This window comes from Marinobacter shengliensis, assembly GCF_003007715.1.
Lineage (GTDB): Bacteria > Pseudomonadota > Gammaproteobacteria > Pseudomonadales > Oleiphilaceae > Marinobacter > Marinobacter shengliensis.
The window spans coordinates 204963-227931 of record NZ_PXNO01000027.1 but is presented as its reverse complement, the minus strand read 5'-3'; the positions used below and the strand labels follow the sequence as shown (position 1 = coordinate 227931).

The following is a 22969-nucleotide window of genomic DNA, read 5'->3' as shown; positions in this document are numbered from 1 at the left end:
CATCCTGGCCTTGTCCGATACAATTCACGACCCCTCTGATTCCTATACTGGCCAATTCTGTCGCGAGCCGTCGGCATGGCCTCCCAAAAATCTCGAAGGCCATGGATGGCCGGAGCGAAGCGCTCAGGGACGAGCTCGTAGCGTTTTTTGGGAGGCCATGCCGACGGCTCGCCGCGCCAAACGATCAGGCTACAATAAGAACCAAACTCCAATATCAGATATCGCGCCGCATCTCCGGCGGTATCGGAAAATCAGGCATACCCGGTTTGGCCCCGCGCCCCTTGCGGAACTGCCGAAGCTGGAACACATAAGCCAACACCTGAGCAATGGCCATATACAAGCCATCGGGAATCTCCTGCCCCACATCGGTATTGTGATACACCGCCCGGGTCAGCGGCGGCGTCCTCAGGATCTCCACCTTGTGCTCACGGGCAATCTCCATAATCTTGAAGGCAATCTCATCCGCCCCCTTGGCCACCACCACCGGCGCTCCCATCGAATCCTGGTTGTACTTTAACGCCACCGCATAGTGGGTCGGGTTGGTAATCACCACATCCGCTGTCGGCACATCCTGCATCATCCGGCGCTGGGCCATCTCACGCTGCAGCTGGCGAATCTTGCCCTTTACCTCTGGTTTACCCTCGGTGTCCTTGTACTCGTCCTTCACCTCCTGCTTGGTCATGCGCAGTTTCTTCTGGTGGTCGTAGATCTGAAACGGCACGTCAATCATGGCAATGATGATGGTGGCACAGGACAGAAAAAAGAAGCTCCAGCCCAAAGTCCAGACCACATGGGCCATGGCCGGGACAACGGGCTCCTCAGCGATCGCAAGCAGGTCCTCAGTGCGCAGATTGAGAATCAGGATGGCCACCGCAAGCACCAACCCCACCTTGGCAATCGCCTTGACCAGCTCAATGAGGGAGCGCATCGAGAACATCCGCCCCAGACCCTTGATGGGATTCATCCGGCTGCCTTTCGGGGCAATCGCCTTGGCGCTGAACAACAAACCACCAATGCCAATAGAGCCTGCGATGGCCGCCACCAAGAGCATGATCAGAATGGGAGACAAGGCAAATGCAGCTGCCTTGGCAGAAAGTATGAGTTGAACACTCATGTGGCGGGTGTCGTAGATCGCGGCGCGCTCAATCACAAAGGCATCCCGCATGATGCTCTCAAGGGTTGCCCCAAGACTGCCTCCAAACATCAGAAGGCCGCCAGCACCAGCCAGTAACACCGACATGGTGGCCAGCTCTTTTGAACGGGCAGTCTGGCCGTCCTCCTTGGCTTTCTCAAGTCGTCGGGGGGTCGGCTCTTCGGTTTTCTCCTGGCTGTTATCGTTCTCTTCAGCCATGGCTATGGTTGCCCTTGCAGCTGTCGCATGAAATCGAAGGTTTCCCGGGTGTATTGCTCAAAGTGCGGCAGAAAATTGGCATGCAGCACCCAGATAGCAAACAATCCAAAAATCAGGCCAATGGGGAAACCCAGGGCAAAAATGTTCATCTGCGGGGCGGCGCGGGTCATCACGCCAAAGGAGATGTTGACGATGAACACGGCAGTGACGGCCGGCAGCGCCAGCAGAATGGCCGACACAAACATCCAGCTGATCCGGTGGGCAAGGTCCCACACACCCGCCTGGCCAAGCCCCTCCATGCCAATGGGCATGACGTAGAAACTCTCGATGAACACTTCGAACGCCACCAGGTGGCCGTTCATGGCGAGAAACAACAGAGTGATGGTGATGGTGTAGATTTGCGCCAGCACTGGCACGTTGACGCCATTGGCCGGGTCCATCATAGAGGCAAAGCCAAGACCCATCTGCATAGCGATCATCTGGCCGGCAATCACGAAAAGCTGCCACAGGGCGGTCAGCGCAAACCCAAGCCCAACGCCGATCAGGATTTGCTGCAGGGTGATCACAACGGCATCCGCACTGAACGCCTCAACCTGGGGAACTTCGGGAATCAACGGGGCAATGAGGACCGTCATCAGCAGGGCCAGCCCCAGACGCACCCGTGCGGGCACCAGCTGGGTGCCAAAAACAGGGATAACCATCAGGAAACTGGCCAGCCGGAACAGCGGCCACAGGTGCTGGCCCACCCATTGGCCGATCAGGTCTGCACTGAACTCCGCCGGTACCATCCCGTCAGCCGATCAGGAAAGGGATGCTGGATATCAGGCGATTGGCATGATCGAGCAGCAGGGTCAGCATCCACGGGCCGAGCGCAATGATCACTATCAGTGTGACCAACAGGCGAGGTAGAAAGCTCAGGGTCTGCTCGTTGATCTGGGTAGCTGCCTGGAAGGTACTCACCACCAGACCGATCACCAGACCCGGCCCGATAATGACAGCGGCAAGCAACACGATCATCCAGAGCGCTTCGCGCAGAATATCGATCACGGTCTCAGGGGTCATGGTTGGCCTCCTATATCCCGTAACTGGCGGCAAGGGTGCCCATAATCAGGGCCCAGCCATCCACCAGAACAAAGAGCATTATTTTAAAAGGCAAGGAGATGATGATGGGCGACAGCATCATCATACCCATGGCCATCAGAACACTCGCCACCACCATATCGATGATAAGAAAGGGTATGAACAGAATAAACCCGATCTGAAACGCCGTCTTGAGTTCACTGGTCACAAATGCCGGCATCAGCACCCAGAAGGAAACGTCTTCGGGGGTTTCATACTGCACATCGGCGATGCGCATAAACAACGCAAGATCCGACTCCCGCGTCTGCTCCAGCATGAACCGGCGGAACGGCTGGCTGGCCAGCTCCACGGCTTCCAGGGAGGTGACCTCCTCCTGCATGTAGGGCTGCAACCCCACCCGGTTGGCCTCTTCCAGCACCGGCTTCATGATAAAAATACTCAGGAACAGTGCCAAACCCAGCAGAATCTGGTTGGATGGCGTTGCCTGCAAACCCAGGGCCTGCCGAAGAATGGCGAAGACCACGATGATACGGGTGAACGATGTCATCATCATCAACATGGCGGGCAGGAAGGTCAGCGCTGTCATCAGCGCCAGGATTTGCAGGGTTACCGAGTATTCCTCGGTTCCGTTTTCTCCAGGCTGCACCGTAAAGGCCGGAATGCCTGGCAGGTCGGCAAAAGCCGCGGGCGCCAACAACAACCCGGGGAACAGCACAAGCAATGGCAGACAGCGTTTGAGCAGAGCCACGGTCATAGCGTCAGTCTTTCCTTTCCGGTGCCGACCAGGACTTGCCGATCATGCCCTGTAACCGGCGGGCAAACTCACCAGTGGGAGGGTTGGCGGAATCCACAACCGGGTGGTCGAATACCTGCAGAGTTCGAATGGTGGAAGGGGTAATACCCAGCAATATCTGTTGGCCACCCACCTCTACCAGGGCAATCCGCTCCCGGGCCCCGATGGCCAGCACAGAGACCACCTTGATCGCGTTGTTATTCATGCCGGTCATGCCGTTCATACGCCGGATCAGCCAGGCACAGCCGTAGATCACCGCGACAACCGCCAGCAACCCGAGGCCCAGGCTGACAATGGTCCCCAGGGTATCCGGCGCGTTTCGGCCAGCGCCCCGCGCCGGCGCACTGGCCTCCTCGGCGAATGCTGGAACAGAAAAAACAAGAGGCAACAGGCCGTTCAGAAGCCGCACCATGTTACTTTTGCAACCGTTTGATGCGCTCACCCGGGCTGATCACATCGGTCAGGCGGATACCGAACTTTTCGTTCACCATCACAACCTCGCCGTGGGCAATCAAGGTGCCGTTCACCAGCACATCCAGCGGCTCACCCGCCAGTCTGTCCAGCTCGATCACGGAGCCCTGGTTAAGCTGCAGCAGGTTGCGGATTGGAATCTGGGTGTTGCCCACTTCCATGGAAATGGTCACCGGAATATCAAGGATTACGTCGATATCCGGGGCATCCCCACTGCCACCCATACCTGCGTCATCAGGGAACTCTTCCATCGGGGCGGTACGTACACTCTGCCCTGGCTCTTCAGTCTCCTCAGCTTCGGCCATGGCGGCCGCCCATTCATCCTCGCGGCCATCGGTATCGCTTTCTTCAGAACCGCCGGTTTCCTCCATGGCAGCTTCCCATTCAGCAGCCAGCTTTTCGTCTTCGCTGAGCTCCTTGTCGTCTTTCTTGTCGTCCTCAGCCATTGCGTCCCACCTTCAGTTGTTTCTTAACCTTGGGCAATGTCGCCCGCTCATGAATTCTCAGCGCCAGCTTTCCGTCACGGGTTCCCAGTGTGGCCTTGTAGATCGGAATTCCGTTAGCGGTGACCGTCAAATGCTCGGGTACCTCCACAGGAATCACATCCCCGGCCTTCATCTTGGCAATATCCCTGAGGGAGATCCTTCGCCGGCAAACCGTTGTATTGATCGGAACGTTCACTTCCTTGATATCTTCCTGCAGGGCGTTGACCCAACGTTCATCAACATCGTCGATATCGCTCTGCACCCCGGCATCCAGAACATCCCGAATGGGCTCGATCATGGAATAGGGCAAAGCAAAGTGCAGCTCGCCACCACCGCCATCCAGTTCGATATGGAAGGTACTGACCACCACCACTTCACTCGGGCTGACAATATTGGCCATCGCCGGATTCACTTCCGAACTCAGGTACTCGAACTCCACCTGCAGGACGGCATGCCAGGCTTCCTTCATGTCGTGGAAAACCTGGTTCAGCACCATCTGGACAATGCGGGTTTCAGTGGGCGTGAATTCACGGCCCTCGATCTTGGCGTGCCTGCCCTCCCCGCCAAAGAAGTTATCCACCAGCTTGAACACCAGCTTGGCGTCCAGAACGAACAGAGAGGTGCCACGCAGCGGGCGCACCTTGCACAGGTTGAGACTGGTGGGCACATACAGGGTGTGAATATATTCACCGAACTTCATGATCTGCACGCCACCGGTGGAGACGTCAGCATTCCGGCGTAAAAGGTTGAACAGGCTGATGCGGGTGTAGCGGGCAAAGCGCTCGTTGATCATTTCAAGGGTGGGCATACGGCCACGGACGATACGGTCCTGACTGGCCAGGTCGTAGTTCTTTACGCCGGTTTCATCAGTCTCTTCATAGGTATCAATGTCGCCGTCATCCACACCGTGGAGAAGCGCATCAATTTCGTCCTGTGACAATAAATCCTGCATACCTGACCCTGCCCTGAGATTCGTTTACCCGATCGGGTACCTATTGCACTACAAAGTTTCTGAATAGCACACGCTTGATCGACGGCTCACCTTCTTCCTCAAGCACCTGATTGACGGTCGCCAGCAGCTGCTCTGCGAGAGCTGACCGCCCTTCCGGCGTTTGCAGCTCACTGAATTCACTGTTCCCCAAAACCATCACCAGCTGGCTGCGAATCAACGGCATGTGCGTTTCCGCCGCGGCCAGGGCGGCTGGGTCCGACGCTTCAAGTGACAGGTGAACCTGGGCGTAGCGCTGGCGACCCTGGGCCTGAACTGTCGTCACCAGAGGGCGCTCCAGGTCAATATAGCTGCTGGCGACAAAGGCCGGCTCTGACGTTGATGCCCGCTCGCCTTCACCGCCACCCGGAAGGCCACCCCCGAGGAACCAGAGCGTTCCAACGACCGAAAGCGCAACCGCCAGAACAATGATCACCACCAGCATGATGATGAGCTTCAGTTTACCTTTCTTGGCGGGTGCCGGTGCAGCAGTGTTCTCAGCCATAATGTCCGCTTTGTCAGTTTTTTGTCAGTCAGGCAATCTGCACCTGACTTTCCATGATTAATGCAAGGGGCGGGCCAGAACTCCCATCCCCCCGGTTCAGAACCGCAGTTTAGCGTTGCCGGAGGGGATGGGCAAAGAGGATTGGAGAGTTAACGGAAAGCGGTCAGAAAACGAACAAAATCAGGCAAACACATCCACCTCACCCTTCCAGCCCAGGTCGAGGCCAGCCATCTCTTGCAGGGACTCATCAGTATCTCCGGCCAACGGCCCGCCACTCTCACCAGCCGACGCATGCTCTCCGGAACCATCTCCCTGCTCACCACCCTGTCTGCCGGGCTGGTCGGAAACATCAAACTGACTCAGAGACAAACCCTGCTCCCCCAGCATATCCCGCAGCCTGTGGGAGTTGAGTTCCAGCTGCTCCCGTACAACCGGGTTGGCGGCATGCACGGTGATGTTGGCCTGGTCATTCTGTACCCGAACCTTTACCTCCATCGGTCCCATATCCGGTGGCGTCAGGTGAATTTCTGCCACGGACATGTTTCGGGCGGTCAGCCAACTGAGCTTGCCCATCACCTTGTCGCCCCATTCCGCCTGTCCCACGGGCACTTCCACCGATGTGGCATACCCCTTCAGGGGCAAAGCGGCCTCTGCCGCCAGCCGTGCGGGTTGCGCTGCCTGTTGTGAAGCAACCTCCAGGGCTGCCTGGAATCTGGGGGCAGACAACAGGTTGGCGGGATCAACCGGTCTTGCACTCTCACCGGCCACGCCGGCAGACAACAGGTCGGTTAATTGCGTACTCAGATTCATGGCGGTGGTCGCCGGGCCTTGTTGTCCGTTCTGGCCATTGATGGCGCCTTGCATGCCAGCCATCGGCATCAGGGCGGGATTCATCAGGGGATCGGCATCGGTAGCCGGCAAGGGATTGCCTGCGGGCACCAGCAAGGACTGCAGGCTTGCGAAGGTCATCGGCACAGAGTCGATCTGAGAAGGCTCTTCCTGTTTGGCCGCAGTGCGCTGTGAACCGGGCTCTTTAGCCTCTGTAACCGGGGAGCCCGGCTTGTCGGCACTTTCCGAAGCAGCGGACTCTTTGGGCGCATTGGCGTCTTTCTTGTCGGCACGCCGGGCTTCGCGCTTGTCCTGAACCGCGCGGTTCTGATCCTGTCGATCTGCCTGCTTCTGGTCCAGACGCTTTCTTTCCGCGCGGGATACCTCGTCAAACCGCGACTCAGAGCCGGAATCCCGATTGCCCGCCGGTTTGTTGGTCGCTGTGTCCTTCTGTGCCCCCGGAGCTGGCGCCTGGGGAAGAATCATCTGCTGCATGGCAACCTCTTGCCGCTTTATCAACCTGTATTGCCCGCAATCGGGCTCTGAGTGGAAGATTGCAAAAGAGATGCCAGAACAAGCCTCAGGTTGATTCACCGAAGGATTTCAGCCGTGTGGTTACCTCTGAGAATTCCACCTCTATGGCTTCTACAATGGGTTCTGCTTCATCCAGGTTGCCAGCTTTACCCGCCTGCTCCGCCTCCATACACAATGCCCCGAGACACGGAGCACCGATATTGATACAGCTGCCCTTGAAACTGTGGGCCGTTTTGGCGAAGGCATCGGCGTCGCCTGCTTCCAGGTTCTGCCTGAGGCTGTCCAGGCGCGTTCGCGAGTCTGCCAGATAGGTCTGAATCAATACTTCAAACTCATCTTCCATGACATCCTGCAATTCAGCCAACGCCTCTTCGTCAAGATGTGGTTTGTCAGTCATCTGCAATCCTCTGCGTATCGTTGTGGCCGGAAGGCGCATTGTCGGCGAGTGCGGTTGACTCCCAATCATAAACGATTTCTACATGATTGCCGCGCCCATGCACCCTCAACTGCCGGGTCATCCGGCGCAATAGTTCAAGGCCGCGGCCCGCGTAACGTGTACCGGGCGGTAACCTCTGATCCAACACCTTCTCAGAATAACTCTCAAAATCAAAGCCCTGCCCGCTATCCTCACAAACCACATGCAACCGACCGCCGGTATCCGTGGGCTGATGGCTCAGGGCAAACCGGATATAGTGGCCGTTGGTATGGGCCAGTCGACGTCTTCTTTCTTTGTAGTAGTGGCCAAATCCGTCGGGGGATGTTTTCCAATCCGACGGCAGTTCGAGCACGCCGTGTTCCAGGGCGTTGTTGTAGAGCTCGGACAACAGGGTGTAAACCTCACCGCTCTTGCGACGAAGACCAGGGACTTCCATACAAATGTGGAGCAGTAGGGGTAGCGGATTGAAATCCGCTAGCGTTCGCTCTCGCACTTCATAGACACAGTGCCAGTCGACCGGCCCGGACAGCGCCGATTCCGGCGCCCGGTCATTCCGTGCCTGGAGCTGTTCGTGATGAATGATTTCCAGCGCACACAGCGTCAGATCATCCGCGGCATCCGGTTTTCCGGTGAACATCCGGATGTGCTCCATCAACGCATCAAAGGGCTCCTTTGGTGGCTCAAGATCCGCCAGAACCCGGTGCACGCCTGCTTCCCCGAATTGCTCACCCCGGACATTCCGTGACTCCGAGAAGCCATCAGTCATGATGACAACCTGGTCACCAGGTTGCACAGGCAGTACCGTCATGGAGGCCTGGAACTGATCGGGGGCCTGAACCCCCAACGGCAAATGCCGGGAGGGGATGGTCAGGTGCTTGCCATTGGCACGCACCAACCAGCCATCCGGCAATCCGCCATTCCAGGCGCGCAGCTGGCCCAGCTTGAAATCAGCATCCAGCATGGCCCCACAACAGAACATCCCCACCGGCAGGATCTTTTTCAGCTTTCGATTGATCTCAGAGAGAATGTCCGCCGCGCCAAACCCCTTGGTTGCCATGCCGTAGAAAATCTCGGCAACGGGCATGGCGCCGATGGCCGCGGGCAAGCCATGGCCAGTGAAATCCCCCAGAAAAATCAATGTACCGCCCCCGGGACGTTCCGCCGCAAACAGTACGTCACCATTGAAGACAGACAGCGGGGAAGCGTGATAGCGAATATGGGGGGCATTCAGGCATCCGGTATGGGCAACGTTGTCGAATACCCGCCGAGCGACCATCTGTTCCTCTACCAGTTGTTCGTGCTGCCGGCGGATCTGGTCCCGCTGGTCCGATAACACCTGGTGCATCTTGCGCATGCGATTGAAGGCATTGATCTTGGCTTCCAGGATCACCCGGTTATAGGGTTTCACCAGAAAATCGTCACCCCCAGCCTCCAGGCAACGAGCCAACTCACTGGCATCGGACAGAGAACTCAGGAAGATCAGGGGGACTAGACGTTCACCGGCCAGGGCCTTGATCTGCCGGGCCGCCTCCATGCCATCCATTCTGGGCATCAGCGCATCCAGCAGGACAATATCCGGCTGCTGATCACAGAACAGGGCAACTGCCTCTACGCCGTCCCTGGCCTCAACAACCTGATGACCAAGTCGCCGAACCAGGGCAGAGAGGATCAGCCGGTCGCTGTCGCTGTCTTCAGCGATCAGTACCTTCAGGGCGTCGGCCTCAGCCGATGCTGAAGAGTTGCTCAAAATTGGAGATAGAGAGGATGCGCCGGACATCGCTATTGCAGTTCTCGATTGAGATACTGGCACTGTCTCCACCGGCATGGTCCCGCAACAGGAGCAACATACCCAGGGCGGAGCTGTCGAGGTAAGTGGTGTCGGAGAGATCGATCACATAACGGTTGACGCTGGCATCACTGTGCTCATAAGCGTCACGGAAGGCCTGATGAGTGCTGAAATCAAAACGGCCCTCTACCCGGATTGTCAGAGTCTGACCGTCGTCACTCCGGCGAGTTTCTATTGGCATTCCGTCACCCCCCGGCCCCTGTGTTCAACGATCATGGCAGTTCTCCCCGTTCAGCTTGTACCGTATCTGGGTAAGCATAGCCAAGTTAGCGAAAAATGCATCTGACATTACTGATTGAGATCAACCCGGCATGTCATCGGTTTCGGCGGGTGAAGGCGCGGCCAGCGGCTTCATCCGCCAACTTCTGATCCTTCATGTCCTGGTCCCGCTGTTCCTGTTGGCGGCAGGATTCAATGTACTTTTCCATACCCCGACGCCTCTCCCAGGCCTGCTGCCACTCTTTGCGGCGAACCTCGAACACCTGCTCGGCCTGCTGCAACTGGCGGTTCTGTTGGGCAATCACCTGATCGAGCTGGGCAATAAAGGCTTGCCAGGCCTGCAGGCGAGCCACGGGCACTATCCCCTGCTGGTTGGCACGGATCTGGTCACGGTATTCCTGCTGATAGCGTTCGAGGTTCTCCACCTGCTCCCGATGCGCTTCAGCCTGCTTGCGGGCCTCACCCATGCGCTCCAGGGCTTCCTGCTCCTTTCGTTCTTCCAGGGCGAGTACCGGTTCCAGCCGCCTGGAGCGCAACATCAACCTTCACCACGCTCAGCGGCGGGGTTATGGACGGCGGTCTTGCGCCGTTCTGGCGAGCGGCGCTCCGGAACCACGTCCAGCAACTGCTCTATGCTCTCGCTCAAGGGGGCGGACTCGTTCAGCCCCTGTTGCAGGAATTGCCGCATATTACCGATGTGCTGAATAGCAAAGTCGGTTTCAGGGTCAGAGCCCTTGACGTAAGCACCCACGCTAATCAGGTCCCGAGCCTGCTGGTAACGGGAATACACCTGTTTGAACCGCTGGGCGCGGGAGAAATGTTCGGCCTCGGTAACCTGAGGCATTACCCGACTGATAGACGCTTCCACATCGATGGCCGGGTAATGGCCCTCTTCGGCCAACCGGCGGGACAACACAATATGGCCATCCAGAATCGCCCGGGCAGCATCGGCAATCGGATCCTGCTGGTCATCTCCTTCGGTCAGAACGGTGTAAAAAGCGGTGATGGAGCCACCACCTGGCCGTCCGTTACCGGTGCGTTCAACCAACTGTGGCAATTTGGCGAAGACCGAGGGCGGATAGCCTTTGGTAGCCGGCGGTTCCCCCACGGCCAAGGCGATTTCTCGCTGGGCCTGGGCATAACGGGTAAGAGAATCCATCAACAGCAGCACCCGTTTACCCTGATCACGATAGTACTCGGCAATACGGGTGGTCAGCATGGCGGCCCGCAGCCTCATCAGCGGTGAATCATCCGCCGGTGCAGCCACCACAACCGAGCGGGCCAGACCTTCCTCGCCCAGAATGTCCTCAATGAACTCCTTGACCTCCCGGCCCCGCTCACCAATCAAGCCAACCACGGTGATATCGGCGTCGGTAAACCGGGTCATCATGCCAAGCAGCATACTTTTACCCACACCGCTGCCGGCGAACAGCCCCAGCCGCTGGCCCTGGCCCACGGTCAGCAAGGCGTTGATCGCCCGGATACCCACGTCCATGGACTGGCGCACGGGAGCCCGGTTCAGCGGGTTGATGATGTCTCCGGTCAGCTGGACCCTGGCTTCAGCCTGCAAAGGCCCTTTGCCATCCAACGGATCGCCGGCACCGTTCACTACCCGCCCCAGCATTTGCGGGCCCACCGGCACCAGGCTGGCCGACGACAGCGGAATCACCCTGGCGCCGGGCTTCAAGCCTTCGATGGCCGTTAGCGGCATCAGGTAAACCTTGTCTTCCTCGAAGCCAACCACTTCTGCTTCCACACTGCCGCTGCCTTCACCCTGAATGATGCAACGATCACCCACCACCATCGGGCAGCCAACACACTCGAGCGTCAGGCCCACCATGCGGGTCAGTCGACCAGACAATTCCGGTTCGGGTTCAGCAACAATGGCGCCCTGAAGCTGGCGCAGGCGTTCAGCCAGGCGGTAGGTCATCGTCCTCGCCCTGCTCTGGTGCGGCATTCTGCAAATCGGTCTCGGGACTGGTCATGTCGGATTCGCTCAGGACGTCCCGATGAAAATCGCTCCGGTCCCCCATGATTGAACCCAGCTCTTCATCTTCGGCGCCGGCGTGATTACTCAACTGCTCCTCAAGCATGCCCTGTACCGCTCGCTGAAAGCGTTTTTCAACGGTGTAGTCCACCAGACTGTGGCGAGACTCTACTTTGCATCCGCCAGGCATCAGGGTGTCGTCTTCAATGATCGAGGGGCTGACCTCCAACCGTTCGGCCACTTCGCGAACCGGCTCAAGGTCATCCGGGTGAATATGTATTCGAAGGTTGTCCGCGGTGGAAGGCAAGGCCGCGAGGGCCTTACGGACCACGTGGCGAATCTGGGAAGAGTCCAGGCTCAGCTCCCGGTAAACCACCGCCCTGGCCAGCACCGTGGTCAGGTTGACCAAGACAGATTCCAACTCTTCCTCATGACGCTGGATCGGCAACAATAGCTCACCCAGCAAATGCTCCAGGCGATCAACCCGGGATTCCACTTCCTTTCGAGTCGCTTCTTGGGCCTGCTGCTGGCCCTGTTCCCGACCTTCTGCTTCACCGGCCTGAAGCCCCTGCTGATGACCGTCCGCTCGACCTTTCTCGAAGCCGTCCTGGTAACCCGCCTCCCGGCCTTCCTGAAAGCCGTCTTCCCTGGCCGCCTGGCGAATCTCTTCAAGATCCCCCGCCGTCAGCGGTTTAACTTCCTGCTCTTGAACCACCTGATTGCCCCGCTCATCAAGCAGGGGAAGTTCCCACCGTTCCCAGGCGGTCAGCTGTTCTTTTGGAATACGCTTGGTGTCCTGGTCGGAATCTTTCATCACATCATTTCTTCACCGGCACCGCCGAGGGATATCTCACCGGCTTCTGCCATACGGCGGGCCACGGTAATGATGTCCTTCTGGGCAGCTTCCACTTCGCTGACTTTCACCGGACCTTTCGCTTCCAGATCGTCCTGCAGAAGCTCAGCAGCGCGCTTGGACATGTTTTTGAAGATCTTATCCTGAACTGCGTCATCAGCGCCCTTGAGCGCAACCACCAGCACTTCCGAAGATACTTCCCGGAGCAGCGCCTGAATGCCGCGGTCGTCCACTTCCTTGAGGTTGTCGAAGACAAACATCAGGTCTTCAATGGTGGAGGCAAGGTCCGGGTCCATGTCCTTGATGGAGTCCATCAGGTTGCCTTCAATGCCACGGTCCATGAAGTTCATGATATCCGCCGCCCGCTTGACACCGCCTATTCGGCTGGTCTGGGCTGCGGAACCGCCAGAGAACTGTTTTTCGAGGATGTCGTTGAGTTCCTGCAGGGCCTGGGGCTGGATGCTTTCCAGAGAGGCTACCCGCATCATGACATCAAGCCGGACTTTTTCATCCAGGGTTGCCAGAATTTCGGCGGCCTGGTCCGGATCAAGGTAGGAAATGACGATGGCCTGAATCTGTGGGTGTTCGTAACGGATAATATCGCCAACGGCCCGTGGCTCCATCCATTTCAGGGTATCCAGGCCCGTGGTATTGCCACCCACAAGGATCCGGTCAATCAGGCTGGCGGCTTTGTCATCGCCCAGGGCCTGGGTCAGCATGGCCCGGATGTAATCGTCGTTACCAACCCCGAGCCCGGTCTGGCCGCCCACGGCCTCGACGAATTGGTTCAACACAAAGGTAACGTCGTCTTTACTGATGTCCCTCATCTGGGCCATGGCAACGCCCACGCGCTGGACTTCTTTCGGGCCCATGTGTTTGAGCACCTCGGCGGCGTCTGCTTCACCCAGGGACATTAACAGTATGGCCGCCTGCTCCACACGCGGAATCTTGCGCTGCTGTTTTCTGGGGGCATTATCCCCCTGGAACTGAGCATTCTCTTCAGTCATCGACATTCACCCACTGGCGCATGACCTGAGCAACCCTGGCCGGGTCTTCCGCAATCAGGCCTTTGAGAGCATTCAATTGCCTATCATAACTGTCTGTGGCACCCGGCAAAAGCAGATCATCCTGGGCTGACATGGCGTCTCTGAGAGCGTCGCCGCCCTCGATGCTGTCAAGGCCACCATAGCCGCCACTATCGGAATCATCACCGCGTTCTCTGGTTCCCGCGCCAGAAAGGCTCTTGAGCGTGGGCCGTAACAAGCCCAACACCAGAATCAGAATCACCAGACCGGCCAGAATCTGTTTCATAAGATCCCAGAACCAGGGCTGTTCCCAGAATCCCGGCGTGTCAAACTCCACCGCATCTTCCGGTGAAAACGCCGTGTTCATCACCGTCACACTGTCGCCTCGGGCTGCCGAGTAACCGACCGCATCCCGCACCAGCATACTCAGGCGCTGAAGTTCGGATTCCGGCCAGGGCTCGTAGCTAACCTGCCCGGTTTCCGGGTTCACCACCTTCATGTCATCCACTGCCAGAGCAACGGTTACCCGCTTGATACCGCCCAACTGCTGACGGGTATAGCTGACGGTGCGGTCCAGTTCGTAGTTTCGGGTGGATTCACGACGCACATTCACCGGAGGTGCCGCCGGAGCACCATCGCCTTCCTGGCCCGCTACCTGTTCGGGCACGGTTGCATTGCCCGGGGGCTGGTTGCTGAGCGCACCGGGAATACCGCCATTCGCGCCGGCACCGCGTTGTTCGCTCAGCTCACGTTCGCTGCGCACCGCCTGCTGTTCCGGGTTGTACAGTTCTTCCGCCCGTTCCACGGCGGAGAAATCGAGATCTGCGGTGACTTCCGTTCGGAAGCGGCCATTGCCGACAATCGGCGCAATCATTGACGCCACCCGGCGCGTCAGGCGGTCTTCAACCCGCGCCGTATACTCGTACTGGTCTTTCATCTGGTCGGCATTGGCCCGGGTTTCGTCCCCGGTCAGCAGATTGCCGTTCTGGTCCACCACCGTGACCTGTTCCCGGCTCATCATCGGCACGCTGCCGGCGACCAGGTTAACAATGGCACGGATCTGTTCCTGTTCGGGCCGGCGACCGGCAAACACTTCCAGGAACACCGACGCCGTCGGCTCCCGGGCATCGCGGATAAACACCGAACGCTCGGGAATGGCCAGGTGTACCCGGGCATTGCGCACACCACGCATGGTGGCGATGGTGCGGGCCAGCTCACCCTCGAGACCACGGCGATAACTGATGGTTTCCATGAACTGGGAGGTACCCAGCCCCCGGTCCTGATCCAGCAACTCGTAACCGATGGTGCGCCGATCGGTCACCCCTTCGGCGGCCAGTTTCAGGCGGGCGTTATGAACTTCATTGGAGGGAACCAGAAGCGCGCCGGTGCGCGGGTCCATACGGTACTTGATGCCATTGCTGTCCAGAATCGTCGTGACATCCTGAGGGTTGTAGGCAGAGAGATCCCCCACAACCGGCTGGTAGTTGGGCTCCTGGGCCCAAAGCACCACGGCAACCCCCAGCGCAACACTGGCCGCCAGGCCGACCATCAGGCCAACCTGTCGCAACAGGTTCAGGCGGTTGAAACCCAGCAGAAGGTTGCTGCGGCTTTCAGGTGCATCCGCATCCTGGGTTGCCGGCACGTCAGAGGCAGTGGTTTGTGCTGGTACGCTTGCCATGCGGGTGCTCCGTTATCAGATCGGCATATTCATGATGTCTTCGTACGCTCGTACCACCCGGTTACGCACCTGGGTGAGGGCCTCGAAAGACACACTGGATTTCTGGGCAGCAATCATCACTCGGGTAATATCGACATTGGGGTCTCCCATGTCGTAAGCCGTGCGCAGGTCGTTAGCCTGCTTCTGGGCATCATTCACACTGTTGACCGCATTGCCCAGCATATCGCTGAAACTGGGAATTTCCCGGGGTTCCTGAACGTTGCGCGGGCCGTCAACACGGCCACGAACCGATTGATCCTGCTCAATACGCTGGTTCTGCATCATCTGGGAACGCAGGGAACGGATATCTGACAGAACGCTGTTGATGTCGGCACGTTGAACCATATTTCTCTCCACACTAACCAGGCTAAGCCCTCGGGCTTCACTTGTTCGTTACATGGAGAGGACTAAGCAAATGGCAGGCCAGGAACACTTTACCTTTCTAATTCAATAGATTGAGGATCATTAATGTCAGAGGGCGTTAATCAGTGACGGACATTTGACGGAGACAGGTAGCAAGGACAGGCGCATAAAAAAACGGCACCCCGTAGGGTGCCCGAAGGAGTATAGGTCTCGACAACAAACAAAAACGGCTTTTAGGCCAACGCAAGTTCGGACTCAAGGTCGATTCCGGCATCGCGCATCTGGGCCAGCTTGTAGCGGAGCGTTCTGGGACTGATCCCCAGTTGCTCTGCGGCCCGGTTACGACGGCCCCGTTCTTTCCTGAGCGTCTGGATAATAATACGGAACTCCTGCTGTCGCAGATCATCCCCCAGTGAACCGGCCTCGTGAAGCTCTTCACTGAGCGGTTCCGGTGCCGACTCCATCGGAACGGACTGGCTGGGTTCGGGCTCTGACGGCTGGTGATGAATCTGTGGTGCGACACTGTGCAAACCCGGTGAACTGAAATCGGCCCGGCCAGTGATCCCCAGCTCCAGGCACAAATCGCCCTCGTGAATCACATTGCCCTGCTGCAACACCAGCGCTCGCTGAATGGCATTATCAAGTTCACGAACATTACCAGGCCAGCCATGGCTGATCAGGGCCTTGCGGGCATCCTCCGCCAGGGCGATACCGGTAAGCTTCATTTTCCGGCAGTGCTTCTTGAGCAGGAATTTGGCCAGCGGCAGTATATCCAGCGGCCGTTCCCTCAGAGGCTGCCAGTGCATGGGGAACACCGTTAGCCGGTAATACAGGTCTTCACGGAACTTGCCCTCACGGACGTAATCCGCCAGGTCGCGGTTGGTGGTTGCCACGACACGAACATCCAGCGGGATGGTTTTTCGCCCGCCTACCCTCTCCACTTCACGCTCCTGCAATACCCGTAGGAGTTTAGACTGCAAGCCAAGCTCCATTTCGGAAATTTCGTCCAGCAGGATGGTGCCGCCATTGGCCTGCTCAAACTTGCCCGGGGACGACGCCACCGCACCGGTGAAGGCCCCTTTTTCATGACCAAACAGTATGGCCTCAAGCATGTTCTCGGGAATGGCGGCACAGTTAATCGCCACAAAGGGCTGATCTGCCCGGGGCGACTGCTGGTGAATATAGCGGGCCAGCACTTCTTTACCGGTGCCACTCTCACCGGAGATCATGACCGTGGAATCACTGCCGGCAACTTTCGCCGCCAACTGGAACATTCTTTTGCTGATAGGATCTTCCGCCACCGGTTCGTCACCGGATTTGGGTTTTGCTCCGCCAACCACCCTGGTGACCGCCTCCACCAGAACCTGAGGCTCGAAGGGTTTGACCAGATAATCAATGGCTCCGGACTGCATGGCAGACACCGCGTGGCTGATCTGGCCATAGGCAGTGATCAGCATCATCGGCAGCCCGGGATAATGACGCTGTACTTCCGCCAGCAGCTCGTGACCAGACATTCCCGGCATGTTGACGTCGCTGACCACCATATCGACGGGGTCGCGAGCCAGGGCGGCAAGCGCCTCCTGGCCGCTGGCAGCTTCCCGCACCCGGAACTTTGCCAGCTCCAGGGTCGTGACCAGCGCCTCCCGCAGGTCCCTGTCATCCTCAACAATCAGAATCTGGGCCTTCGCCATGGTATCTGCCTCCAACGTCTATTCGTTATGCTCTGTCGGCCAGGGTCGGCAGCTGCAGTGTCGCCACTGCGCCGCCCTGCTCCGGCGAGAAAATAGAAAACCGGCCGTTATGGGCCTTGACCACCGCCTGCACCACGGCCAGGCCTAGACCGGTGCCGTGAGACTTGGTGGTGTAAAATGCTTCGGTGATCCTTCCAGACTGCTCTTTCGAAAAGCCCGGGCCATTGTCCAGCACCCGTATCTCCATACCTTCAGCGGAGGACGCCAGCTGAACTTGCACGTCGGTGGCACCGGCTTCCAGGCTGTTGTTCACCAGGTTCATGCAGGCGCCGACCAGGGCATCGCGGTTGCACATCAATCGGCACTGGTCATCTATCCGGCTGTCCAGTGTCACATCAATACCACTGGCGGGTTTCAGGCCCTCGACGGCCGCTGACAGGGAGGCCACCAGCTTGCCGGCCGACAACTCCTCCGCCAGGCGGGTTTCGCCACGGGCGAAAATCAGCATGTCCCGCACCTGCTGCTCCAGGTGAGTCAACCTCGACATCAGTCGTGAAGCGCACCGCTGACGCAGCTCTTCGTCCAGATCCGGCTGGCTCAGGTGACCGCCGTATAAAATGGCGGCAGACAACGGAGTGCGGATCTGATGGGCCAGGGACGCCACCATCCGGCCCATGGCAGACAGGCGCTGGGCATGTGCCAATTGCGACTGCAGCTGCCGGGTCTCGGTCAGGTCGGTTAACAGAATCAACTGGCCGGGCTGGTTTTCCATGGTCCGGATTTCAATGCTGACGCGCCGGCCATCTTTGAGGGACACTTCGTGACCGTCATCGCTGCGGGGAGAAAAGCAGCGCCGGATAACATCCACCCAACGCTCGCCATCCAGGGGCTCCCCCAACAGCGCAATGGCCGCCGGATTGCACTGGCTGACCACGCCTTGCTGATCCAGCACCACCACGCCAGCCGGCAGGGCCTTGAGCAGAGTCGACAACCGGTCTGCCAACTGTTCCTTTTCCTCCAACTCCTGTTGACGCTGAAGCGTCTCGTGGGAGAGTTCACCGGAAAGCTGGTTTACGCGGGATTCCAGGGTTCGGTAGGAGTCGGTAATCTGCCGGGACATGCGATTAAACAACTCAAGCGCAGAGTCCACGGCCTCATCACCCTGTTGTGGAAACAGAGCGGTGACCTTGTCATTAACATCAGCAGCGGCATTGGCACCTGACTTCTGGTGACCGGATTCCATGGCAACGCGTGCGTGACTCATAACCTTCCCCCTGACGAGCCCTGACCGGGCCAACGGATCTTTCGTTCAGGTTTGGTAAAGCCAACACTGTGCCAACTTGAATTTTATTATATTTTTTAGAGTGTTAAGAAAAATACAAACTGGAGACCGACAAGTTTCCGTCGGTCAGAAATGCGAACGGCGCCGAAGGTTACAAACCTTTGACGCCGCTCAGGGGGAGCGATCAACCTTCGTCTGACTCTTCCCGAAGGCCGTATTTTCGGACTTTTTCCACCAGGGTGGTACGGCGGATTCTGAGTTTCTCGGCCGCCCGCGCCACTACGCCGGCAGCTTCATCAAGCGCCTGCTGAATGAGCTGCTTCTCCAGATTGGAGAGGTAATCCTTGAGATCGATACCGTTCACCGGCAACAGGGCCGGCGCATCCAGTCCTACCAGACCGGGAATGGCCGATGGCATGCCGGTGTCCTCTACCGGACGATTCTCGTCATAGTCGTCCACGTAGCGGAACTTCTTGGGCAGCTCCTGCACACCAATCACGCCGTAGGGATGCATGATCGCCAAACGCTCCACCAGGTTCGCCAGCTCCCGCACGTTACCCGGCCAGTCATGGCGACACAAGCTCATGATGGCAGCGGAGTTCATCCGCAGTGAGCCGCGCTTCTCTTTCTCCATCCGGGAGATCAGCTCATTGATCAGCAACGGTATGTCTTCAACCCGCTCTCGCAGCGCCGGCATTTCAATGGGAAATACATTGAGACGGTAATAGAGGTCTTCCCGGAAATCGCCGGATTCAATCATGTCTTCGAGATGCTTGTGAGTGGCGGCAATCACCCGCACATCAGCAGACTGGGTACGGTTACTGCCCACACGCTCAAAGGTACGCTCCTGCAACACCCGCAGAATCTTAACCTGCATGTTCAGCGGCATATCCCCGATTTCGTCCAGGAACAGGGTGCCTCCTTCGGCCAACTCAAAACGCCCTACCCGGGCGGTAATGGCGCCGGTAAAGGCTCCTTTCTCATGCCCGAACAGCTCGCTCTCCAGCAACTCTGCGGGAATGGCGCCGCAGTTGACCGGCACAAAAGGCTTATCCCGGCGGGAGGAATGATAATGCAGGTTACGGGCGACCACTTCCTTGCCAGTGCCGGATTCACCGGTGATCAGAACGCTGACGTCTTTATCAGCCACCTGTTCCATCAACTGGCGCACCTGCTGAACCTTGCGACTGGTGCCCACCAGACTGCGGAACAACTGAACACCCCGCTGCTGCCCCCGCTCCTTGCTGCGACTGAACTGGTCGTGGTAGATCTGGGCCCGGTAGAGTGAATCCACAAACTTGGTGTAGTTCAGGGGCCATTCCATCCTGGCGATAATGCGGTTCGCATCGTCTTCTGACACGCCCTTGAGGTCCGGGTCACCCACCAGAAGAATCGGTAGCCCCTGGGCCAGTTTGCACACTCTCTGAACATGCGCGGTGCTGGCGGCTTCTTCTCCGTTGATCACGGCTACGCCGATACTTTCTTTGGTCTGCTCGTCGTCACTCTCCAAAAGCGCCAATGCTTCGTCACCGGCCAGCACCTGCTCTTCGCCGACAAATTCGAGAATGGTGATCAGGTCCCTGCGCCTGGAGTCATCCTCACTCAGCACCAGCACTTTGTTATTTTTGGACATTCACGAGAATCTCTTTGGGAATTTGTGCGGTATTTAAGACTGTATAAGCTCAGGAGTCAATTTTATGACGCTATCTTTGGCGGTTTGTTGAAACGTTCTGATAAGCACGGGCCGCCGTACGGTTTTCATTGACGCCCTTGAGCGATTCCCGGGCTTCATCCCGGGCCTTGACCGCAGCCTGGTTTGCCGCTTCCACGAACTGATTCAAAGCGTCCAGGCGGTCCCTGATCAGGGCCGGATCGATGCGCCCCTGTTCCAGCTCCACCATTAACGGTTCAATTGCGGGTTTAACGCGGGCATTCAGTTCCGCAAGTTGCTCCCAGTCTTGGGCAGCGAGGGCCTGGTCCAGCTCGGACCGGAGTTGATCAAGACTTTCAAGAAGAGCCTGGGGGTCTGCCATGGGATGTACTCCACATTTCAACAGGATGTCGGAGCCTGGCAGTCGGTTGAGGCGGGTGCTGCCCATAAGCAGGCAGCACCCGGGGAAGGTTTACCGGCGCGCGGCCCTGCGGGCGGCGGCAGCGGTAAATTCGTTGCCCCGATACCCAGGCTCAAAATTATAGGCCGGGTAGCCGTTATCCAGGCCATCGATGTAGTAACGCTGTGCTTTCAGATCATACGTCATTTCCATGGTGGTCCAGAAGACCGGCACACTGTAATAGACAATGTTGTGTGCTTCGGATACACGCCAGAGTTCGCCAGCCTCGTTATATTCTTCCGTGGCCAGAATCTGCCAGCTGTCCTCATCAATGTAGTAAACGCGGCGATCATAGATATGGCTGATGCCGGTGCGTCGCTTCGCCTCGACTACCCACACCCGGTGAAGCTCGTATCGGGTCAGGTCCTGATTGATGTGGTTCGGCCGGATCACGTCATTTGGACGAACACTTTCATCGTGCAGTTTGTAGGCGTTGTAGGGAACGATCAGTTCACGCTTGCCCTTGAGTTCCCAGTCGTACTGGTTAGGGGCACCGTTGTACATGTCCTTCTGGTCGACTGAACGCAGTGACGATGAGTTCGGCAGATCCGTCTCATAGGCCAGATTCGGGGACCGGCGCAAACGGCGGGAACCGGAATCGTAACGCCATGCCAGTCGCGGTGAGCGAACCTGGTCAAGGGTTTCATGAACCAGGGTAATAGTGCCAGCCAGGCTGGACGGCGCGACGGTTTCGGTTTTCAGGTAGAAAATCTTGTTATCAATGTCTTCCAGCTCAGCACCGGGGCGACTGTAGGCGAAGAAATAGTCGTACTGGTTAACGACCGGGTTGAACGAGCCGTCGCGCTGCGGCGTAGCCGATGCACTGCGGAACGACAGTTCCTCACCCCGGTACCGGAGAATATGGTTCCAGATCGCTTCCAGGCCGTTCTGTGGAATGGGGAACGGACTGGTCATAATGGTGTCTCGAACACCGTTACCGTTATCCAGAAGTTCAGCTGTCAGTGCGTTCTGGTAAAACTTCTCGTAGACATGCTCGGGGAACGCTGCTGTTCGGCGGGCCTGGTACACCGGCATGAAAAATTCCGGGCCGTATTGCTCCAGCATCTGAATGTGGCCGTCCGACAGTATGTCCCGGTACTGGTCCAGATTGTCACGGGTAATAACGTACAGCGTTTCGTCTTCCGGGAACGGGTTAATCTCTACGGTGCCTTCGCGCCAATTGGCCGGGGGTGAAGCCAACCCGCCAGTCCAAGCCGGAATGGTGCCAGACTCGTTACCCGCCCGCTCTGCACCCACCGGCGTGAGATCATTCTTCAAACGCTCGGCCTCTGCCGGCGACACCTTTGCCAAGGCCGGACCTGAACACCCCAATACCGCCGCTGCAATAGCAGCAATTATCCGGTTCCGCATCCTTATTACCTCCAATAATGGACCACAAGACGATCAAAGCTTGTTCAATCTGTGCGCCTTTTTGCCAGTTTCAAACGACCGTTTCAAGTGATTGTTTGTAGTTTCTTGTGAAATGCAGCTATTACGGGGAGCCCAGGGGAGGAGAAATTTGCGCGCAAAAATGATAGACTCTGGCGGTTGTTCTGATTGGACTCTTGAACGCTCACGTAGTGCGGGTGGTAGATGGCATCACAATGGTACTCACTGGTAGCCCAAAAGCTTTTTCTGGCCAACACCTTACTCGCCAGGCTTGAGTCGGACACCAAGCGCTCCGCTGCGGAAACGGAAGCGCTGTCTCAGGGCTCCGCCGAGCTCCTGCTACGGGCAAGGCGAACGCTGCTGGTGATGATTGCGCGATACCATCAGCACAAAGCCGAAAAACCGCAGACACTGGCAGAACTGGAAACACTGTTTCCTTACGAGGTACACGAGACCCGGCTTTTGAGAGAACTGGCGGACACATCGGGAAGCTGGTGGAACCATCTTGACCAGGTTGAATCGGCTTTGAGCCAGCCTCCGACCACACGCAAGAATGTTACAGAAGAGAATATCATCGCGGTTTCAGTCGAACAGGGCCCGGACCGTTCCGCCGCCACACTCAGAAAGACCCTGGCGGCCATGACTGAACTGGCCAAACGGCTTGAGGAACAACACAGCGAGTGGTAGCCCCACCCTGTTGGCAAAATTCCCACACCGAATCGAATACACCAAGACAAAGGTTGAACGAATGTCACCATCGTTTTTTGAAATCGTACAACTTGCCAATGGCGACTATGCCTTGCGCCGCATTGATGACGACGCAGCGCCGTTGGTACGCATTTCCTTCTCGCAGGAGGCCAGGGAAATGATGGAAGATCGCGACATGAGCGTTGCCAAGGCGATGATTGCGGCAGGGATTGAGGCCGCCGGCAATATCGCACACGATATTGACTGGGACGATGACGACAATGATCTGGCCGAACCCCAGCCCCAATACACCCTCCACTGAACTCCT

Annotated in this window: 25 protein-coding genes; 2 read left to right on the top strand and 23 right to left on the bottom strand. The window is 57.8% G+C overall.

Annotated elements, in window-relative coordinates; genetic code table 11:
• Positions 1-214 precede the first annotated feature (214 nt).
• The 23 genes from flhB to C7H10_RS14105 all read right to left on the bottom strand — a co-directional run bounded on the left by flhB (position 215) and on the right by C7H10_RS14105 (position 21936).
• The gene (gene flhB / locus C7H10_RS14215) at positions 215-1351 is read right to left on the bottom strand and encodes a flagellar biosynthesis protein FlhB (RefSeq protein WP_106695406.1); all 1137 of its coding nucleotides are present in this window, start codon (positions 1349-1351) and stop codon (positions 215-217) included.
• Positions 1352-1353: 2 nt separating this feature from the next.
• Positions 1354-2139: a flagellar biosynthetic protein FliR gene (gene fliR, locus C7H10_RS14210; protein WP_106695405.1), complete on the bottom strand. Its 786-nt coding sequence runs from the start codon at positions 2137-2139 to the stop codon at positions 1354-1356.
• Between the two features lie 4 nt (positions 2140-2143).
• Positions 2144-2413: a flagellar biosynthesis protein FliQ gene (gene fliQ / locus C7H10_RS14205; RefSeq protein ID WP_106695404.1), complete on the bottom strand. Its 270-nt coding sequence runs from the start codon at positions 2411-2413 to the stop codon at positions 2144-2146.
• 10 nt (positions 2414-2423) lie between these two features.
• Positions 2424-3185 carry a flagellar type III secretion system pore protein FliP gene (gene fliP / locus C7H10_RS14200; RefSeq protein ID WP_106695403.1) on the bottom strand — a complete coding sequence of 254 codons (762 nt, stop codon included), beginning with the start codon at positions 3183-3185 and terminating at the stop codon, positions 2424-2426.
• A gap of 4 nt (positions 3186-3189) precedes the next feature.
• Positions 3190-3636, bottom strand: a complete 447-nt coding sequence (fliO, locus tag C7H10_RS14195) for a flagellar biosynthetic protein FliO (protein WP_106695402.1) — start codon at positions 3634-3636, stop codon at positions 3190-3192.
• Between the two features lies 1 nt (position 3637).
• Positions 3638-4141 (bottom strand): flagellar motor switch protein FliN, encoded by a 504-nt coding sequence (gene fliN / locus C7H10_RS14190; protein WP_106695401.1) that lies wholly within the window; start codon positions 4139-4141, stop codon positions 3638-3640.
• Positions 4134-5132: a flagellar motor switch protein FliM gene (fliM, locus tag C7H10_RS14185; RefSeq protein WP_106695400.1), complete on the bottom strand. Its 999-nt coding sequence runs from the start codon at positions 5130-5132 to the stop codon at positions 4134-4136. Before fliM ends, fliN begins: the two co-directional genes overlap by 8 nt.
• A gap of 40 nt (positions 5133-5172) precedes the next feature.
• Positions 5173-5673 (bottom strand): flagellar basal body-associated FliL family protein, encoded by a 501-nt coding sequence (locus C7H10_RS14180; protein ID WP_106695399.1) that lies wholly within the window; start codon positions 5671-5673, stop codon positions 5173-5175.
• Positions 5674-5853: 180 nt separating this feature from the next.
• A complete protein-coding gene (locus tag C7H10_RS14175) occupies positions 5854-6996 on the bottom strand; it encodes a flagellar hook-length control protein FliK (RefSeq protein ID WP_106695398.1) in 1143 nt (380 codons plus the stop codon).
• Positions 6997-7081: 85 nt separating this feature from the next.
• Positions 7082-7432, bottom strand: coding sequence for an Hpt domain-containing protein (locus C7H10_RS14170; protein WP_106695397.1), 351 nt, complete (start codon positions 7430-7432; stop codon positions 7082-7084).
• Positions 7425-9218 (bottom strand): SpoIIE family protein phosphatase, encoded by a 1794-nt coding sequence (locus C7H10_RS14165; protein ID WP_425269123.1) that lies wholly within the window; start codon positions 9216-9218, stop codon positions 7425-7427. The genes C7H10_RS14170 and C7H10_RS14165 overlap by 8 nt, the downstream gene beginning before the upstream one ends.
• The gene (locus C7H10_RS14160; RefSeq protein ID WP_058090171.1) at positions 9193-9498 is read right to left on the bottom strand and encodes an STAS domain-containing protein; all 306 of its coding nucleotides are present in this window, start codon (positions 9496-9498) and stop codon (positions 9193-9195) included. The genes C7H10_RS14165 and C7H10_RS14160 overlap by 26 nt, the downstream gene beginning before the upstream one ends.
• Positions 9499-9631: 133 nt before the next feature.
• Positions 9632-10075: a flagellar export protein FliJ gene (gene fliJ, locus C7H10_RS14155; protein WP_106695395.1), complete on the bottom strand. Its 444-nt coding sequence runs from the start codon at positions 10073-10075 to the stop codon at positions 9632-9634.
• Positions 10075-11466: a flagellar protein export ATPase FliI gene (gene fliI, locus C7H10_RS14150; RefSeq protein ID WP_106695394.1), complete on the bottom strand. Its 1392-nt coding sequence runs from the start codon at positions 11464-11466 to the stop codon at positions 10075-10077. The genes fliJ and fliI overlap by 1 nt, the downstream gene beginning before the upstream one ends.
• The gene (locus C7H10_RS14145; RefSeq protein WP_106695393.1) at positions 11447-12337 is read right to left on the bottom strand and encodes a flagellar assembly protein FliH; all 891 of its coding nucleotides are present in this window, start codon (positions 12335-12337) and stop codon (positions 11447-11449) included. Before C7H10_RS14145 ends, fliI begins: the two co-directional genes overlap by 20 nt.
• On the bottom strand, positions 12337-13383 hold the full coding sequence (gene fliG / locus C7H10_RS14140; protein WP_106695392.1) for a flagellar motor switch protein FliG: 1047 nt from the start codon (positions 13381-13383) through the stop codon (positions 12337-12339). The genes C7H10_RS14145 and fliG overlap by 1 nt, the downstream gene beginning before the upstream one ends.
• Positions 13376-15079, bottom strand: coding sequence for a flagellar basal-body MS-ring/collar protein FliF (gene fliF / locus C7H10_RS14135; RefSeq protein ID WP_106695391.1), 1704 nt, complete (start codon positions 15077-15079; stop codon positions 13376-13378). Before fliF ends, fliG begins: the two co-directional genes overlap by 8 nt.
• Positions 15080-15094: 15 nt before the next feature.
• On the bottom strand, positions 15095-15463 hold the full coding sequence (fliE, locus tag C7H10_RS14130) for a flagellar hook-basal body complex protein FliE (RefSeq protein WP_072677674.1): 369 nt from the start codon (positions 15461-15463) through the stop codon (positions 15095-15097).
• A 251-nt stretch (positions 15464-15714) separates the two neighbouring features.
• Complete coding sequence (locus C7H10_RS14125; protein WP_106695390.1) at positions 15715-17172, bottom strand: sigma-54-dependent transcriptional regulator; 1458 nt, start codon at positions 17170-17172, stop codon at positions 15715-15717.
• Between the two features lie 25 nt (positions 17173-17197).
• On the bottom strand, positions 17198-18436 hold the full coding sequence (locus tag C7H10_RS14120) for a sensor histidine kinase (protein WP_106695389.1): 1239 nt from the start codon (positions 18434-18436) through the stop codon (positions 17198-17200).
• A 202-nt stretch (positions 18437-18638) separates the two neighbouring features.
• Complete coding sequence (locus tag C7H10_RS14115; RefSeq protein WP_061331801.1) at positions 18639-20087, bottom strand: sigma-54 dependent transcriptional regulator; 1449 nt, start codon at positions 20085-20087, stop codon at positions 18639-18641.
• 70 nt (positions 20088-20157) lie between these two features.
• Entirely contained in the window at positions 20158-20487 is a 330-nt protein-coding gene (locus tag C7H10_RS14110; RefSeq protein ID WP_061331918.1) for a hypothetical protein, read from the bottom strand.
• A 90-nt stretch (positions 20488-20577) separates the two neighbouring features.
• On the bottom strand, positions 20578-21936 hold the full coding sequence (locus C7H10_RS14105) for a DUF1329 domain-containing protein (RefSeq protein ID WP_106695388.1): 1359 nt from the start codon (positions 21934-21936) through the stop codon (positions 20578-20580).
• A gap of 222 nt (positions 21937-22158) precedes the next feature.
• On the opposite strand from C7H10_RS14105, the gene C7H10_RS14100 reads away from it, so the two are divergent.
• Positions 22159-22641 carry a DUF6586 family protein gene (locus C7H10_RS14100; RefSeq protein WP_106695387.1) on the top strand — a complete coding sequence of 161 codons (483 nt, stop codon included), beginning with the start codon at positions 22159-22161 and terminating at the stop codon, positions 22639-22641.
• A 61-nt stretch (positions 22642-22702) separates the two neighbouring features.
• Positions 22703-22963 (top strand): hypothetical protein, encoded by a 261-nt coding sequence (locus tag C7H10_RS14095; RefSeq protein ID WP_072677681.1) that lies wholly within the window; start codon positions 22703-22705, stop codon positions 22961-22963.
• Positions 22964-22969: the final 6 nt, after the last annotated feature.